This is a genomic window from Salmonella sp. 2018103 (assembly GCF_026247685.1).
GTDB classification, from domain to species: Bacteria; Pseudomonadota; Gammaproteobacteria; order Enterobacterales; family Enterobacteriaceae; genus Salmonella; species Salmonella enterica.
In genome coordinates, this window is sequence record NZ_CP111029.1 from 3,318,526 (window position 1) to 3,333,512 (window position 14,987).

Here is a 14,987-nt window from a genome sequence, read left to right on the forward strand (position 1 = left end):
CACCAAAAAAAAGCCAGACTGAATGTCTGGCTTGCTGGAAGAGATCTCTCATTCGGGGGAATAAGGTAGATGCGGATTGTCCAGCCAATGCGTCAAAAAGTGTGATACCGCTTGATTACCACAATGTCCGATAACCGAAAGGTGTGGCAACGCGGCGATAAGCTGCGGCATGGCATTGCCCATAATGAGCCCCCGCCCGACGCTGCCCAGCATTTCCCGATCGTTCATCGCGTCGCCAAATGCCATGCAATCTGCCAGTGAAAGCCCTAAATGATTGCTCAATACCGCCAGCGCCGATCCTTTATTGCACCCCAGCGGTAGCACTTCCAGGCAGTCGACGGCAGAGAAACAGAGGTGAGCGCGTTCTTCCATCGCCTCATTGAGCTGAATGCGCAAACGGATCAGATCGTCATGATCGCCGCAAAAACAGATCTTCGTCACCTGATGGGCCGGAATGCTTTTTATATTGATAACCTGATAACGAAAGCCGCTGTAGACGTGCGCCTGGAGTAGCGCGGGGATCTCCTGGCCTGTAAACCAGCCGTTGTCATTAAACACATGCATACTGGCTCGGGTATCCCAGGCATGATGCATCACCGTATCGGCAACCTGAGGATCGAGATCCTGACGATGCAGCACGTCGCCTTCCAGCGAGTGAATTCGCGTCCCGTTACCGGTAATAAGATAAGCGTCCAGTGAAAGCGTCCCCAGAATATGCCGCATCTCCAGCACATGACGACCCGTAGCGAATGTCAGAGTGATATCGCGTTCGCGCAGACGCGCCAGCGTGGCGATCGTTTCTCTACCCAAATGGTGATCGGGCATTAATAACGTGCCATCCATATCAAATGCTGCCAGACGGGCCATCTCTTTCTCCACACTGTGACGCGGTTAACTTGTTGTTCAGTATTACCTGAGATATACGGAAGTAATAGTGAACAGATAAAAGGAAGTGTTCCGGGTTTTATGAGGCTACTGAATCGGCTTAATCAATATCAACGCCTCTGGCAGCCTTCCGCCGGGGAAACGCAACATGTCACCGTTAGCGAACTGGCCGAACGCTGTTTTTGTAGCGAGCGCCATCTGCGAACGCTGCTGCGTCAGGCCCAGCAGGCAGGTTGGCTAAGATGGGAGGCGCAGTCCGGGCGCGGGAAACGTGGACGGCTCCAGTTTCTGGTCACGCCGGAATCGCTCCGCACCGCCATGATGGAACAGGCGCTAGAAAAAGGGCAGCAGCTCAACGTACTGGAACTGGCGCAGCTGGCGCCTGGCGAGTTACGGGCGATGCTCCAGCCTTTTATGGGCGGCCAATGGCAAAACGATACGCCGACATTGCGTATTCCCTACTATCGTCCGCTTGATCCGCTGCAGCCGGGTTTCCTGCCAGGACGCGCGGAACAGCATCTCGCAGGGCAAGTTTTTTCCGGGTTAACGCGCTTCGACCGCGATAGCCAATATCCTTGCGGGGATTTGGCGCATCACTGGAAGGTTTCCGCCGACGGTTTACGCTGGGATTTTTATATTCGATCCACGCTGCACTGGCATAATGGCGATGCGGTGGATACCGCGCAGCTACACGAACGCCTGGAAAGGCTGCTTACCCTACCCGCGCTAAGCAAATTGTTTATTAGCGTCGCACGGATCGAAGTAACGCATCCTCAGTGCCTGACCTTTCTCCTTCACCGACCTGATTACTGGCTGGCGCATCGTCTGGCGAGCTATTGTAGCGGTCTGGCGCATCCTGACCTGCCGCTTATCGGCACTGGTCCTTTTCGCCTGGCGTTGTTCACGCCGGAACTGGTGCGTCTGGAAAGTCATGACCATTATCACCTCAGCCATCCGCTGCTGAAAGCGATTGAATTCTGGATCACCCCGCAACTGTTTGCCCAGGATCTGGGCACCAGTTGCCGCCATCCGGTGCAGATTGCCATCGGCAAACCGGAAGAGCTGGCGACGCTGAGTCAGGTAAGTAGTGGTATCAGCCCTGGCTTTTGTTATTTAACCCTCAAAAAGGGCTCACGGCTCAACGTACAGCAGGCGCGGCGTCTGATACATATTATCCATCATACTTCGCTGCTAAAAACCTTGCCGGTAGATGAGAACTTGATTATGCCAAGTCAGGGGCTACTACCCGGCTGGACAATCCCGCAATGGCAGGACGTTGATGAAACGCCATTGCCGAAAAAACTTACCCTGGCGTACCACCTTCCCGTAGAGCTGCATACGATGGCGGAACAGCTTCGACATTACCTGGCGACGCTCGGCTGTGAGTTAACGTTGATTTTTCATAATGCCAAAAACTGGGATAACTGCCCTGCGTTGGCGCAAGCGGATCTGATGATGGGCGACAGGCTGATCGGCGAAGCGCCGGAATATACGCTGGAGCAGTGGCTACGTTGCGATCAGATCTGGCCGCATGTCCTGGACGCGCCTGCGTTTTCCCATCTGCAGGCTACACTTGACGCTCTGCAAATTCAGCCCAATGAAAAAGATCGCCGCGCCGCGCTACAACAAGTTTTTGCCAACCTGATGGATGACGCCACACTTACGCCGCTGTTTAATTATCACTATCGCATCAGCGCCCCACCGGGCGTTAACGGCGTTCGACTCACCCCTCGCGGCTGGTTTGAATTTAGCGAAGCCTGGCTTCCGCCGCCTTCGCCGTGAAGAAGCTGGTCGGGATTATCCGTACGCGTTACCATATTGGCTTTCGTCATTGATCAGGATAACTATGAAACGCGCCGTTGTTGTATTTAGTGGAGGTCAGGACTCCACCACTTGTCTGGCGCAAGCGCGGCATCAGTATGATGAAGTGCATTGTGTCACGTTTGATTATGGTCAGCGCCACCGCGCAGAGATTGATGTCGCGCGCGCGCTGGCGTTAAAACTTGGCGCACGCGCGCATAAAGTGCTGGATGTCACTTTGCTGAACGAACTGGCGGTCAGCAGCCTGACGCGAGATAGCATTCCGGTGCCGGACTATGAACCGAACGCTGACGGTATCCCCAATACTTTCGTACCGGGACGCAATATTCTCTTTCTGACGCTGGCGGCGATTTACGCTTATCAGGTCAAAGCCGAAGCGGTGATCACCGGCGTTTGCGAGACCGATTTTTCCGGCTATCCAGACTGTCGCGATGAGTTCGTCAAAGCGCTGAATCACGCGGTAAATCTGGGCATGGCGAAAGATATCCGTTTCGAAACGCCCTTAATGTGGATTGATAAAGCTGAAACCTGGGCACTGGCCGATTATTGGGGCCAACTGGAATTGGTTCGCGAAGAGACGCTGACCTGCTATAACGGCATTAAAGGCGATGGCTGTGGTCATTGCGCGGCCTGTAATCTGCGCGCTAACGGCCTGAATCATTATCTGTCGAATAAAGCGGCGGTGATGGCGGCAATGAAGCAAAAAACCGGGTTAAGGTGATTGTTTTGCCGGATGGCGGCGCACGCGCCTTGTCCGGCCTGGCGATATTCACCATGGTCAATATCGCCAGGCCGGATCAGTTCAACGCCATCAGACAGCGAGGGGCGTTATTGCACCATCTGTTCCAGCTTTTCACGCAATTCGCCTTCCAGCGGCAGCGCTTTTTGCGTTTTTAAATCAATACAAACAAACGTGATGAGCGCATCGGCCACCACCTGCCCTTCTGGCTCCAGCGTAATCGTCTGGCTTAATACGCCGCTTTTACCGTTAAGCTGTTGTACCTGGCTGGTCACGGTCAGTAGATCGCTCAATACCGCCGGGCGACGGTAATTTATGTTGATGTTTACCACCACAAAAGCAATATTGCGGGCCGTCATCCACTGAAAGCTGTCGCTGTTTTCCAGCCCATCCCAACGGGCCTCTTCCAGAAACTCCAGATAGCGGGCATTATTAACATGTTGATAAACATCAAGATGATATCCACGAACTTTGATTTGTGTTTGCATAGCGCAATAACCTTACGTTGTTGTTATAAGTAAACGACAAGTACAGAGGTCATAACTGGTATGACCTCTACAGTCTGGCAAATTTTGGCCACTGTGCAAGTGATTACAATGTTAAAACTGCCAGATTACGCTCCACCAGCGCGCTTCCCATTCCCGGCACCTGCTTTAAATCATCCACCGTTTTAAAAGGACCATACTCCTCCCGATAGCTCACAATAGCCTGCGCTTTTTTCAGCCCAACGCCGTTCATCACCCGCGCCAGATCCTCCGCAGACGCGGTATTAATGCTCACCCTGGTACCTTCATCATCGCTGGCTTTAGCAGGTAATGCCGCTTTGGCGGAGGATGAAGAAGGCGTATCCGCTTTTGTTTCCACCGCTGCATTTTTTGCGACAGGCGTCGCCGCCAGTGCGCTATGGGCCATGCCCGCGCAGGTTAAAGAAAGTGTAATAAGCAGTGCTTTAATTCCGTGTTTCATACTGTTTTCTCCTTGTTTGTTAACAGTGCAGCCACGATAGCGGGGCGGAGAAAAACGAACAAACGGCAATTCTCAGAAATGGAAAAGGCCGCGAAAGCGGCCTTTGTGGGATACAACGTTTTGCAATTTTTTGCGAAGCGCCTCGACGATTACTGCTGTTCCAGAGCGTCGCCGATTTTGATTTTCGCCTCTTTACGCAGATTACTCATCAGCGCTTCAAAGACAATTTGCGCATTGTTCTGCGTGATGCCCTGCACCATCGCTTTTTTCTGCGCTTCCGGCATGGCACCCGCTTTCACCTCGTCAAACGCCAGCAGAACGACGTTACCCTGCATATCGTTCGCCACGCCATAAACTGGCTTATCTTTCGTCGGAAGGCTTAATGCAAAGGCCGCCTGACTCACCGGATCCTGACTGGTACGACTTAACGTTTTAGGCTCGCCAAAACTCAGACCCGCCGCTTTCATCGCTTCCGCGCCTTTGCCCGCTTTCAGCTCGACCAGCAGTTTTTCCGCATCCAGCTTCGCCTGTTGTTCCGCTTTGTTATGCTTCACCAGGGCAGTGACCTGTTCTTTCACTTCTGCCAACGGCTTCACGGCTTCAGGTTTATGTTCGCTCACGCGTACAACAAAAGCCCGGTCGCCATCCACGGTGATAATGTCTGAATTCGGCCCCGGCGTACCGTTTTCGCCCACCAGACCGCCATTAAAGATAGCATCGGCTACCGGTTTGAAGTTCAGCTCTTCCGGTAAGGTGTCACGGCTAAACCAGCCGGTTTCAACGGCTTTTACGCCAGCGACCTGTTCAGCGCCTGCTAACGACTCATTGTCGTTGCTTGCCGCATCGCTCACCTTCTGCTGCAACGCATAGTAAGCATCCAGCGCTTTTTCTTGTTTCACTTTCGCGGCAATGTCGTCGCGAACCTCGCTTAACGGTTTCACTTTGGCAGGCTGAATATCATCCAGACGCGCCACCAGAAAACCGACAGACGACTTAATCACGCCAGATATCTGGCCTTTTTCTTTTAATCCGGCGTTTTTCAGTTCCGGCACCGTGGCAGACTCTTCCAGCCAGCCCATATCGCCGCCATTACGCGCAGAGATGATATCGGTAGATTTCTCTTTCGCCAGCGTGGCGAAATCTTCGCCCTTGTTCAGCGCATCCAGTACCGCTTTCGCATCATCTTCCGTTTTGGTCTGAATAATGCTGTAACGAATGCGCTCCGGCTGAGTAAACTGATCTACATGCTGGTCATAATAGGCCTGAATATCCGCATCGCTGACCGGTGCCTGCATCGTCGCGGCATCCAGCTTGATATAGCTTACGCGGAACTGTTCCGGCGTCATAAAGCGGGCTTTATTCTGATCGTAGTAGCTGGACACTTCCTGATCGGTCACCTGCTGCTTCGCCGCCAGCGCGTTGACATCAATAACGGCTTCACGCACCACGCGCTGTTGAGAGACTAATGCCGCCAGTTCGTCGGTTTCCCCTTTCAGCATAAAATCAGTACCGGCCACGCCGTTGATCAGTTGCTGAGTGGTAAGCTGGTTACGCAGCGCCTGAGCGTACTGATCGGCGGTCATTCCCATCTGATTCACAATCGCGTTATAGCGGTTGTTGTCAAACTTACCGTCCACCTGAAAAGCGGGAGTGGCGAAAATCGCCTGCTTTACCTGCTCATCGCTGATGCCCAGTTTCAGTTCGCGGGAATATTGATCCAACAACGCTTCATCTATCAGACGATTCAGCACCTGCTGGCGCAGGCTTTTCATATAACCTTCGTTGGCCGCCAGTTCAGAATACCTGTCGCCCAACTGCTGCTGCATACGGTTACGTTCGTTATTAAACGCATTCTCAAACTGTGCCCGGCTGATTTCCTGGCCATTCACTTTTGCGGCGTAGTTATTGCTTCCGCCAATCAGGTAACCACTAACGCCGGTCAAAATGAACGATACGATAATGAGAACGAAAATAATCTTGAGCACGAGACTGTTTGCAGCCGTGCGTAAGCTGTCCATCATGGTGTAACCACACTCCGCTGTAGGTGACTTTACACTTTATCTTTCAGGCGGCTTCTCTGCTGGCTACCGAGTGATTCGCTCAGTTGCCGCGTCGACGCAACCTGAATGATTTGCGTATATAGACTTCACGCGCATCGCATTTTCTGAACGCGGCGCACAAAAGCCTATTGTGACAAGAAACGAGGGCAATTGTCAGCCCGCAACGCACAGAAAGTCCCGAATCGCCAATAAAAAAGGCACATCAGTTGATGCGCCCTTGTACTTTGTCACATCCCCCGAGGGGATCACGCTTAGTTTACCGCGTCTTTCAGCGCTTTACCTGCACGGAAACTCGGCACTTTGGCAGCGGCGATGGTGATCTCTTTACCTGTTTGCGGGTTGCGACCAGTACGGGCAGCACGCTCTTTAACAGCAAAAGTACCAAAGCCTACCAGTGCAACGTCATCCCCTTCTTTCAGAGATTCGGTAACAGAAGCAATAATCGCATCTAACGCACGTCCAGCCGCAGCCTTAGAGATATCAGCCCCTGCAGCAATTTTTTCGATCAGTTGAGATTTATTCACTCTTCTCTTCCTCTTTATAATTTATATCGCACCTGAATCCTTCGAAGTACGACCGCGCAGCAGTTATATCAGGCCTGCCACGCCCTTACAACACCCGTTAATGGTGGCAGACCCAATCAACCATCTAAATTAGCTATACAAAAAAAGGCTGGCAAGTCCGAAATAGCCTGCCAGCCCTGTTTTTATTAGCGCTATTTGCGCGAGGTCACTATTTTGCGGTTACAACCTGCATTCCAGACGGTTCGTTTTGCAGAGCAAGCGTCAGAACTTCCTCAATACGCTTAACCGGGTGAATATCCAGATCGGCAATCACGTTGTCCGGAATTTCCTCCAGGTCACGTTTATTTTCGAATGGAATTAAGACCGTTTTAATCCCGCCGCGATGCGCCGCCAACAGTTTTTCTTTCAGGCCGCCGATCGGCAACACCTGACCGCGCAGCGTGATCTCACCGGTCATTGCCACATCTGCGCGCACCGGATTACCGGTCAGGCAGGAAACCAGCGCGGTACACATCGCGATACCGGCACTTGGACCGTCTTTCGGCGTTGCGCCTTCCGGCACGTGAACGTGGATATCGCGTTTTTCGTAAAAGTCCGGATTAATACCCAGTTTTTCCGCGCGCGCGCGCACCACGGTCAGCGCCGCCTGAATAGATTCCTGCATCACTTCACCGAGCGAGCCGGTGTAGGTCAACTTGCCTTTGCCCGGTACGCAGGCGGTTTCGATGGTCAACAGATCGCCGCCCACTTCCGTCCACGCCAGGCCCGTCACCTGACCTACGCGGTTTTCGCTATCCGCACGGCCATAATCAAAGCGCTGGACACCGAGGTAGTCGTGCAGATTATCGCCGTTAATTTCGATATGTTTTAACGACTTATCGAGCAACAGTTGTTTAACCGCTTTGCGGCACAGTTTGGAGATTTCACGCTCCAGACTACGTACGCCCGCTTCACGCGTGTAATAGCGGATAATACCGATAATCGCGCTATCGTCGACCGTCAGTTCGCCTTTCTTCAGCGCGTTACGCTCGATCTGCTTCGGCAGCAGGTGACGTTTAGCAATATTCAGCTTCTCGTCTTCGGTATAACCGGACAGACGGATCACTTCCATACGATCCAGCAGCGGCGCCGGAATGTTCATGGAGTTGGAGGTGGCGACGAACATCACATCGCTGAGATCGTAATCCACTTCCAGGTAATGATCGCTGAACGCCACGTTCTGCTCTGGATCCAGCACTTCAAGCAGTGCGGAAGCCGGATCGCCACGCATGTCAGAAGACATTTTGTCGATCTCATCGAGCAGGAACAGTGGGTTTTTAACCCCCACTTTCGCCATTTTTTGGATCAGTTTACCCGGCATAGAGCCAATGTAAGTCCGGCGATGACCGCGGATTTCCGCTTCATCACGCACGCCGCCCAGCGCCATACGGATGTATTTACGCCCTGTTGCTTTAGCGATGGACTGGCCCAACGAGGTTTTACCTACCCCCGGCGGCCCCACCAGACACAGGATCGGCCCCTTGATTTTATTTACACGGCTTTGAACCGCGAGATACTCAAGGATGCGGTCTTTCACGCGCTCCAGACCATAATGGTCAGTATCGAGGATTTCCTGCGCCTGACGCAGGTCTTTTTTGACCTTGCTACGCGCATTCCACGGCACCTGCACCATCCAGTCGATGTAGCCGCGCACCACGGTCGCTTCCGCCGACATCGGAGACATCATTTTCAGCTTCTGCAGTTCCGCTTCCGCTTTCTCTTTCGCCTCTTTCGGCATTTTCGCCGCGTCGATCTTACGCTTCAGCGCTTCGTTTTCGTCCGGCGCGTCGTCCATCTCGCCAAGCTCTTTCTGAATCGCTTTCATTTGCTCGTTCAGATAGTACTCGCGCTGGGATTTCTCCATCTGCTTTTTCACGCGGTTGCGAATGCGTTTCTCAACCTGCAGCAGATCGATTTCAGATTCCATCATCGCCATCAGATATTCCAGACGTTCGTTAACGTCGGACATCTCCAGTACGGACTGTTTATCCGCCAGTTTCAGCGGCATATGCGCGGCGATGGTGTCAGCCAGACGTGCGGGGTCGTCAATGCTATTGAGTGACGTCAGCACTTCCGGCGGAATTTTTTTGTTCAGCTTGATGTAGCCTTCGAACTGGCTGATAGCGGTACGCACCAGCACTTCTTGTTCTCGCTCATCAATGGCTGGCGAATCAAGGTACTCCGCCTTCGCGGAGAAATGTTCGCCGTTGTCAGACAGCGCGGAAATACGCGCGCGCTGTAACCCCTCGACCAGCACTTTTACGGTGCCGTCAGGCAGTTTCAACATCTGCAAAATAGAGGCCACGGTCCCGACGGTGAAAAGATCGTTTACACCCGGCTCATCCGTTGATGCTTCCTTCTGGGCGACCAGCATGATTTTTTTATCATGGTCCATAGCCGCTTCCAGACAACGGATAGATTTTTCCCGCCCTACAAATAAGGGTATGACCATGTGCGGATAAACCACCACATCGCGCAAGGGCAATACGGGGATTTCAATGCGTTCAGAACGCTCAGGATTCATAGAGCTCTCTCTTAGTTTAGTGTCCGCCAGGTAATCAGATAGTATAGCTGTGCTCCATACCACCTATAACATGTACGTCAGTATATGGGGATGTTTCCCACACATTCAACGGCGTGTTTACAGGAAAAACGAAAGGGGAGATAAAATCCCCCCTTTTTTGGCTAACTGATTGTATGAATGTTTAATTATTCGCCAGAAGCCTGCGCTTCCGGTTTGCCGTAAATCAGCAACGGCTTACTCTGACCGGCAATAACGGACTCGTCGATCACCACTTTTTCGACGTCTTCCATAGATGGCAAATCGTACATGGTATCCAGCAGCGCCGCTTCGACGATAGAACGCAGGCCACGGGCGCCGGTTTTACGCGCCATTGCTTTCCTGGCGATAGCGTCCAGCGCTTCGTCACGGAATTCCAGATCGACGCCTTCCAGGTTAAACAGCGCCTGATACTGCTTGGTCAGCGCATTTTTCGGCTCTTTCAGGATTTGAATCAGCGCTTCTTCGCTGAGTTCGTTCAGCGTCGCCACCACTGGCAGACGACCGATAAACTCAGGAATCAGACCAAATTTGATCAAATCTTCCGGTTCAACCTGCGACAACAGCTCGCCTTCGCTGGCTTTGTCGGACTTCGCTTTCACCGTCGCGCCAAAACCAATGCCGGAGCCGGTTTCAACACGGTTAGCGATCACTTTATCCAGACCGGCAAACGCGCCGCCGCAGATAAACAGAATCTTAGAGGTATCTACCTGTAAGAATTCCTGCTGCGGATGTTTGCGACCGCCCTGCGGTGGAACCGCGGCAACGGTGCCTTCGATCAGTTTCAGCAACGCCTGCTGTACGCCTTCGCCAGAAACGTCGCGGGTAATGGACGGATTGTCTGATTTACGCGAAATCTTATCGATTTCATCAATGTAGACAATCCCACGCTGCGCTTTTTGCACGTCGTAGTCGCATTTCTGCAACAGTTTCTGAATGATATTCTCGACGTCTTCCCCCACGTAACCCGCTTCGGTCAGCGTGGTCGCATCCGCCATAGTGAACGGCACATCCAGCAAGCGCGCCAGCGTTTCCGCCAGCAGCGTTTTACCGGAGCCGGTCGGTCCAATCAGCAGAATGTTGCTTTTGCCTAACTCGACGCCATTGCTGGTATCGCCGTTACGCAGACGCTTGTAGTGGTTATAGACCGCCACCGCCAGCACTTTTTTCGCCTGCTCCTGGCCGATAACGTAATCGTCCAGGTGAGTACGAATTTCATGCGGCGTCGGCAGCGCACTACGTTCACGGTGCGGAGCAACTTCTTTAATTTCTTCGCGAATAATGTCGTTACATAAATCGACGCATTCGTCGCAGATATACACGGATGGACCGGCAATCAGCTTGCGCACTTCATGCTGGCTTTTGCCGCAAAAAGAGCAGTACAACAATTTGCCCGAGCCATCTTTGCGTTTATCTGTCATGAGTCAAAACCTCTTCTTTGTTCTTTGTGCCGCACACGACGACGCAAATGCCATTCTCAGGCGCAAGCCGCTAATCAGCGTTGTGCCGCCCTTCATTAGTATATACACAAAATCATTCGAGCTACATCAAGGCGGCAACTCAGCGACTCCCCACGCGCTTACATAAGTAAGTCACCGGGAGGCGCGCTGGCAGCCAACACCGAGGTAGCGTGAAGGATGAAGTGTATAGCGGCACACTTGCGTCCAGGGCATCAATTACGATGGGTCAAAATTGAGTCAACCAAACCGTACTCTACCGCTTCAGGCGCGGAGAGGAAGCGATCGCGCTCAGTATCACGTTCAATCTGCTCAAGAGATTGACCCGTATGATGCGCCATAAGTTCATTCATGCGCCCTTTTACTTTCAAAATTTCGCGGGCGTGAATTTCAATATCCGTCGCCTGGCCCTGATAGCCGCCCAGCGGCTGGTGGATCATGACGCGAGAGTTCGGCAAGCAGAAACGTTTGCCTTTCGCCCCGGCAGTCAGCAAAAACGCCCCCATAGAGGCCGCCTGTCCCATACAAATGGTGCTGACGTCTGGCTTAATAAACTGCATGGTGTCATAGATGGACATCCCCGCAGTAATTACGCCGCCAGGAGAATTAATGTACAGATAGATATCTTTTTCCGGGTTTTCCGCTTCCAGGAACAGCATCTGCGCCACGATCAGGTTAGCCATATGGTCTTCGACCTGGCCGGTCAGAAATATGACGCGTTCCTTAAGTAGACGAGAATAGATATCAAAAGAGCGCTCACCGCGTGAGGTCTGTTCAATGACCATCGGCACCAGCGCCATATGAGGGGCCAAATTATCTCGTTCTCCGCTGTATGACATTTCCGTCTCCTGGATAAAAATTGAAAAAACCTGCTGTACTGATTGTAACCTGATGGACGGATTATCAGCCAGTCCCTCTGTAATGGGTACGGCATCGCCATAATTCAAGCATAACAATCTTTTGCTCTAACGCTAACACTGAAACGCGGTTTTCGCACCCTTACCATGCAAAATGCGTGACAAAAAAAACCCGTCACTGAAAGGTGACGGGTTTTTGTGCAAATTTCGTGCTTTTAACGCGAAAAATTACGCCTGCTGGTTCATCAGCTCATTGAAGGAAGTGGCTTTTTCAGACACTTTCGCTTTTGCCAGAACCGCTTCAACAGCCTGTTCTTCCAGAGCGACGTTACGCATATTGTCCATCAGCTCTTTATTTTTGCTGTAGAACTCAATCACTTCTTTCGGATCTTCGTAAGCAGACGCCATCTCTTCGATCAGGCCTTTAACGCGTTCTTCGTCCGCTTTCAGCTCGTTGGTACGAATGACTTCGCCGAGCAGCAGACCGACAACTACACGACGCTTAGCCTGTTCTTCGAACAGTTCGCGCGGCAGCTCCAGAGCCTGTTTCTCGTTACCACCAAAACGCTGCGCAGCCTGACGACGCAGAACGTCGATTTCGCTGTCGATCAGCGCAGCCGGTACGTCGATGTCGTTAGCTTTTACCAGACCTTCGATCGCCTGAGACTTAACGCGGTTACGTACCGCGCCTTTCAGCTCGCGCTCCATGTTTTTACGCACTTCAGCGCGCAGACCGGCTACGGAACCATCTTCAACGCCGAAACGTTTGATGAATTCTTCGGTCAGTTCCGGCAGTTCGCGTTCTTCAACTTTCTTCAGGTTGATAACGAACTTAGCCGCTTTACCTTTCAGGTTTTCAGCATGGTACTCTTCCGGGAAGGTCACATCGATAGTGAACTCTTCGCCAGCTTTGTGGCCTTTAACGCCGTCTTCAAAGCCCGGAATCATACGCCCCTGGCCCATCGCCAGAACGAAATCGGTCGCTTTGCCGCCTTCGAACTCTTCGCCGTCTACAGAGCCGGTGAAGTCGATGGTCACGCGGTCTTCCACATCAGCAGCGCCGTCTTTTTCTTTCCAGGTCGCCTGCTGCTTACGCAGGGTGTCCAGCATCACATCAACGTCAGCGTCGGTGACTTCAACAACCGGTTTTTCAACTTCGATGGACTCGAGGCCGGTCAGTTCAACTTCCGGATAGACTTCAAACTCGACGGAGTAAGTGAAGTCTTCACCCACTTTGTATTCGCCCGGAACATAGTTCGGCGCGCCTGCCGGGTTAATTTTTTCTTTGATGATCGCGTCAACGAAGTTGCGGCTCATCAGATCGCCCAGCACGTCCTGGCGAACAGAAGCGCCATAACGCTGAGCGACGATATTCATCGGTACTTTGCCTTTACGGAAGCCGTCAATACGTACTTTTTTCGCTACGTTGACCAGCTCGCTTTTTACAGCGGTCTCGATGCTGTCAGCAGCGATTGTAATCGTTACACGGCGGCCAAGGCCCTGAGTGGTTTCAACTGAAACTTGCATCTTGTTACCTCAAAAAATCACAGTGCTCGGTCAACTCTACTCCGCAAGCACGTGCTATTTGCTTCGCGGAACCGGGATGTTCTCATAATCAATCACATTCCCTGTCGTCAGAATCATCCCGAAGACGTTCATATATAAGACGGCGCATTATAGCGGCATCACTTTTGTGAGTCGAGAACGGTGATTGTGCGATGCTGCGGCGGTTTTCACAATTCTCGGCTAATTTTTGTCTGAATACTGTACGACACGATCAAAATTCAGACAAAACAAAACGGCCCGCAGGCCGTTTTCACATAATTCTGTAGCAACATACTGGAAAAGCGGAGGTAGTTGCAAATCCGTTTTGCTACGCGATGCTTCCCGCGCCGCGACAAGGAGGCGACGCGAAGATAGTATCCTGCAACCCTTCCCACTCTTTGAGGGTATAAGTATGCAGTGCCAGCGCATGTACGGTTGTGGAGAGTTCCGCCGTTAACGTACCGTAAATCATCCGATGACGATTAAGAAAACGTTCGCCTGTAAAGCGATCGCTCACCAGCACGACCTTAAAATGGCTTTCCGATCCTGCTGGAACATTGTGACGATAGCTTTCATCCACAACTTCGAGAAACACGGGGTCGAACGCTGTCCTTAATTTTTCTTCTATTTGCTCACGTATCATCATGAAAATCTCCTCCGACAACGCTGTGATGTCACCCATCCCTTTAAATACTAGCCGCTTTTACCGTTTCCATTACAGCATGACAACAAAAATTTAGCTTTCGTCTGATTATTTCAGCCAAACGTATGAAGTTTACTGCCTTAATCATTCTTTTAGCGCTCAAAATCCCCGCTCGCGCCGTTATCAATACCAAATCGGACATTACGACGAATTTACCTGCGTTGACCACTTCCCCTCGCCGTTAGCGGTGTTATGATGGCGGGAATTTTTACCTATCACGTTTTAAGCGTCATTGAGAGCCTGAATATGTTAAAAAAACTTCTCTTTCCGTTAGTCGCTCTGTTTATGCTGGCAGGATGCGCCACACCGCCGACGACCATTGACGTCGCGCCGAAGATCACCTTGCCACAGCAGGATCCGAGCCTGATGGGCGTCACCGTTAGCATTACCGGCGCGGACCAACGCCAGGATCAAGCGTTAGCGAAAGTCACGCGTAACAACCAGCTGGTAACGTTAACCGCCTCCCGCGATTTACGCTTCCTGTTACAAGAAGTCCTGGAAAAACAGATGACGGCGCGGGGCTATATGATCGGGCCTAACGGCGCGGTTAATCTGCAGATTATTGTTAACCAACTGTATGCTGATGTTTCCCAGGGCAGCGTGCGCTACAACATCGCGACCAAAGCGGATATCGCGATTATTGCGACCGCGGCAAATGGCAACAAGATGACCAAAAACTATCGCGCCAACTACTCTATTGAAGGGGCATTCCAGGCCTCTAACCAGAATATTGCCGACGCGGTGAACAGTGTTCTGACCGATACTATCGCTGATATGTCTCAGGACACCAGTATTCACGATTTTATCAAGCAAAACGCCCGTTAATAGCAA

13 protein-coding genes are annotated in these 14,987 nt (G+C 52.0%); 3 read left to right on the forward strand and 10 right to left on the reverse strand.

The genetic code is table 11. From position 1 onward, the window contains the following. Positions 1 to 48 precede the first annotated feature (48 nt). Complete coding sequence (cof, locus tag OLG56_RS16190; RefSeq protein WP_000113033.1) at positions 49 to 867, reverse strand: HMP-PP phosphatase; 819 nt, start codon at positions 865 to 867, stop codon at positions 49 to 51. 99 nt (positions 868 to 966) lie between these two features. Between cof and OLG56_RS16195 the strand changes: the two genes are divergently transcribed. Both OLG56_RS16195 and queC read left to right on the forward strand, forming a co-directional pair. Then, the gene (locus OLG56_RS16195) at positions 967 to 2,667 is read left to right on the forward strand and encodes an SgrR family transcriptional regulator (protein WP_207011570.1); all 1,701 of its coding nucleotides are present in this window, start codon (positions 967 to 969) and stop codon (positions 2,665 to 2,667) included. Between the two features lie 64 nt (positions 2,668 to 2,731). Then, the gene (queC, locus tag OLG56_RS16200; RefSeq protein WP_000817203.1) at positions 2,732 to 3,427 is read left to right on the forward strand and encodes a 7-cyano-7-deazaguanine synthase QueC; all 696 of its coding nucleotides are present in this window, start codon (positions 2,732 to 2,734) and stop codon (positions 3,425 to 3,427) included. Positions 3,428 to 3,534: 107 nt separating this feature from the next. Here queC and fadM read toward each other — a convergent pair whose 3' ends face one another. The 9 genes from fadM to bolA form a co-directional block, all read right to left on the reverse strand. Beyond that, on the reverse strand, positions 3,535 to 3,933 hold the full coding sequence (fadM, locus tag OLG56_RS16205) for a long-chain acyl-CoA thioesterase FadM (protein WP_001194543.1): 399 nt from the start codon (positions 3,931 to 3,933) through the stop codon (positions 3,535 to 3,537). A gap of 103 nt (positions 3,934 to 4,036) precedes the next feature. Then, a complete protein-coding gene (locus OLG56_RS16210; protein ID WP_000680322.1) occupies positions 4,037 to 4,411 on the reverse strand; it encodes a helix-hairpin-helix domain-containing protein in 375 nt (124 codons plus the stop codon). A 149-nt stretch (positions 4,412 to 4,560) separates the two neighbouring features. Then, positions 4,561 to 6,432, reverse strand: coding sequence for a peptidylprolyl isomerase (ppiD, locus tag OLG56_RS16215; RefSeq protein ID WP_023197727.1), 1,872 nt, complete (start codon positions 6,430 to 6,432; stop codon positions 4,561 to 4,563). 290 nt (positions 6,433 to 6,722) lie between these two features. Continuing rightward, complete coding sequence (gene hupB, locus OLG56_RS16220) at positions 6,723 to 6,995, reverse strand: nucleoid-associated protein HU-beta (protein ID WP_001043544.1); 273 nt, start codon at positions 6,993 to 6,995, stop codon at positions 6,723 to 6,725. 208 nt (positions 6,996 to 7,203) lie between these two features. Continuing rightward, positions 7,204 to 9,558 carry an endopeptidase La gene (lon, locus tag OLG56_RS16225; protein WP_001067723.1) on the reverse strand — a complete coding sequence of 785 codons (2,355 nt, stop codon included), beginning with the start codon at positions 9,556 to 9,558 and terminating at the stop codon, positions 7,204 to 7,206. Positions 9,559 to 9,743: 185 nt separating this feature from the next. After that, positions 9,744 to 11,015: an ATP-dependent protease ATP-binding subunit ClpX gene (gene clpX / locus OLG56_RS16230; RefSeq protein ID WP_000130314.1), complete on the reverse strand. Its 1,272-nt coding sequence runs from the start codon at positions 11,013 to 11,015 to the stop codon at positions 9,744 to 9,746. Positions 11,016 to 11,266: 251 nt separating this feature from the next. Beyond that, the gene (gene clpP, locus OLG56_RS16235) at positions 11,267 to 11,890 is read right to left on the reverse strand and encodes an ATP-dependent Clp endopeptidase proteolytic subunit ClpP (protein ID WP_000122257.1); all 624 of its coding nucleotides are present in this window, start codon (positions 11,888 to 11,890) and stop codon (positions 11,267 to 11,269) included. A 246-nt stretch (positions 11,891 to 12,136) separates the two neighbouring features. Continuing rightward, complete coding sequence (gene tig, locus OLG56_RS16240) at positions 12,137 to 13,435, reverse strand: trigger factor (RefSeq protein ID WP_001602814.1); 1,299 nt, start codon at positions 13,433 to 13,435, stop codon at positions 12,137 to 12,139. 346 nt (positions 13,436 to 13,781) lie between these two features. Continuing rightward, positions 13,782 to 14,099, reverse strand: a complete 318-nt coding sequence (bolA, locus tag OLG56_RS16245; protein ID WP_000973433.1) for a transcriptional regulator BolA — start codon at positions 14,097 to 14,099, stop codon at positions 13,782 to 13,784. A 303-nt stretch (positions 14,100 to 14,402) separates the two neighbouring features. Between bolA and OLG56_RS16250 the strand changes: the two genes are divergently transcribed. Beyond that, complete coding sequence (locus tag OLG56_RS16250) at positions 14,403 to 14,981, forward strand: lipoprotein (protein WP_001539323.1); 579 nt, start codon at positions 14,403 to 14,405, stop codon at positions 14,979 to 14,981. The last annotated feature ends 6 nt before the right edge of the window (positions 14,982 to 14,987 follow it).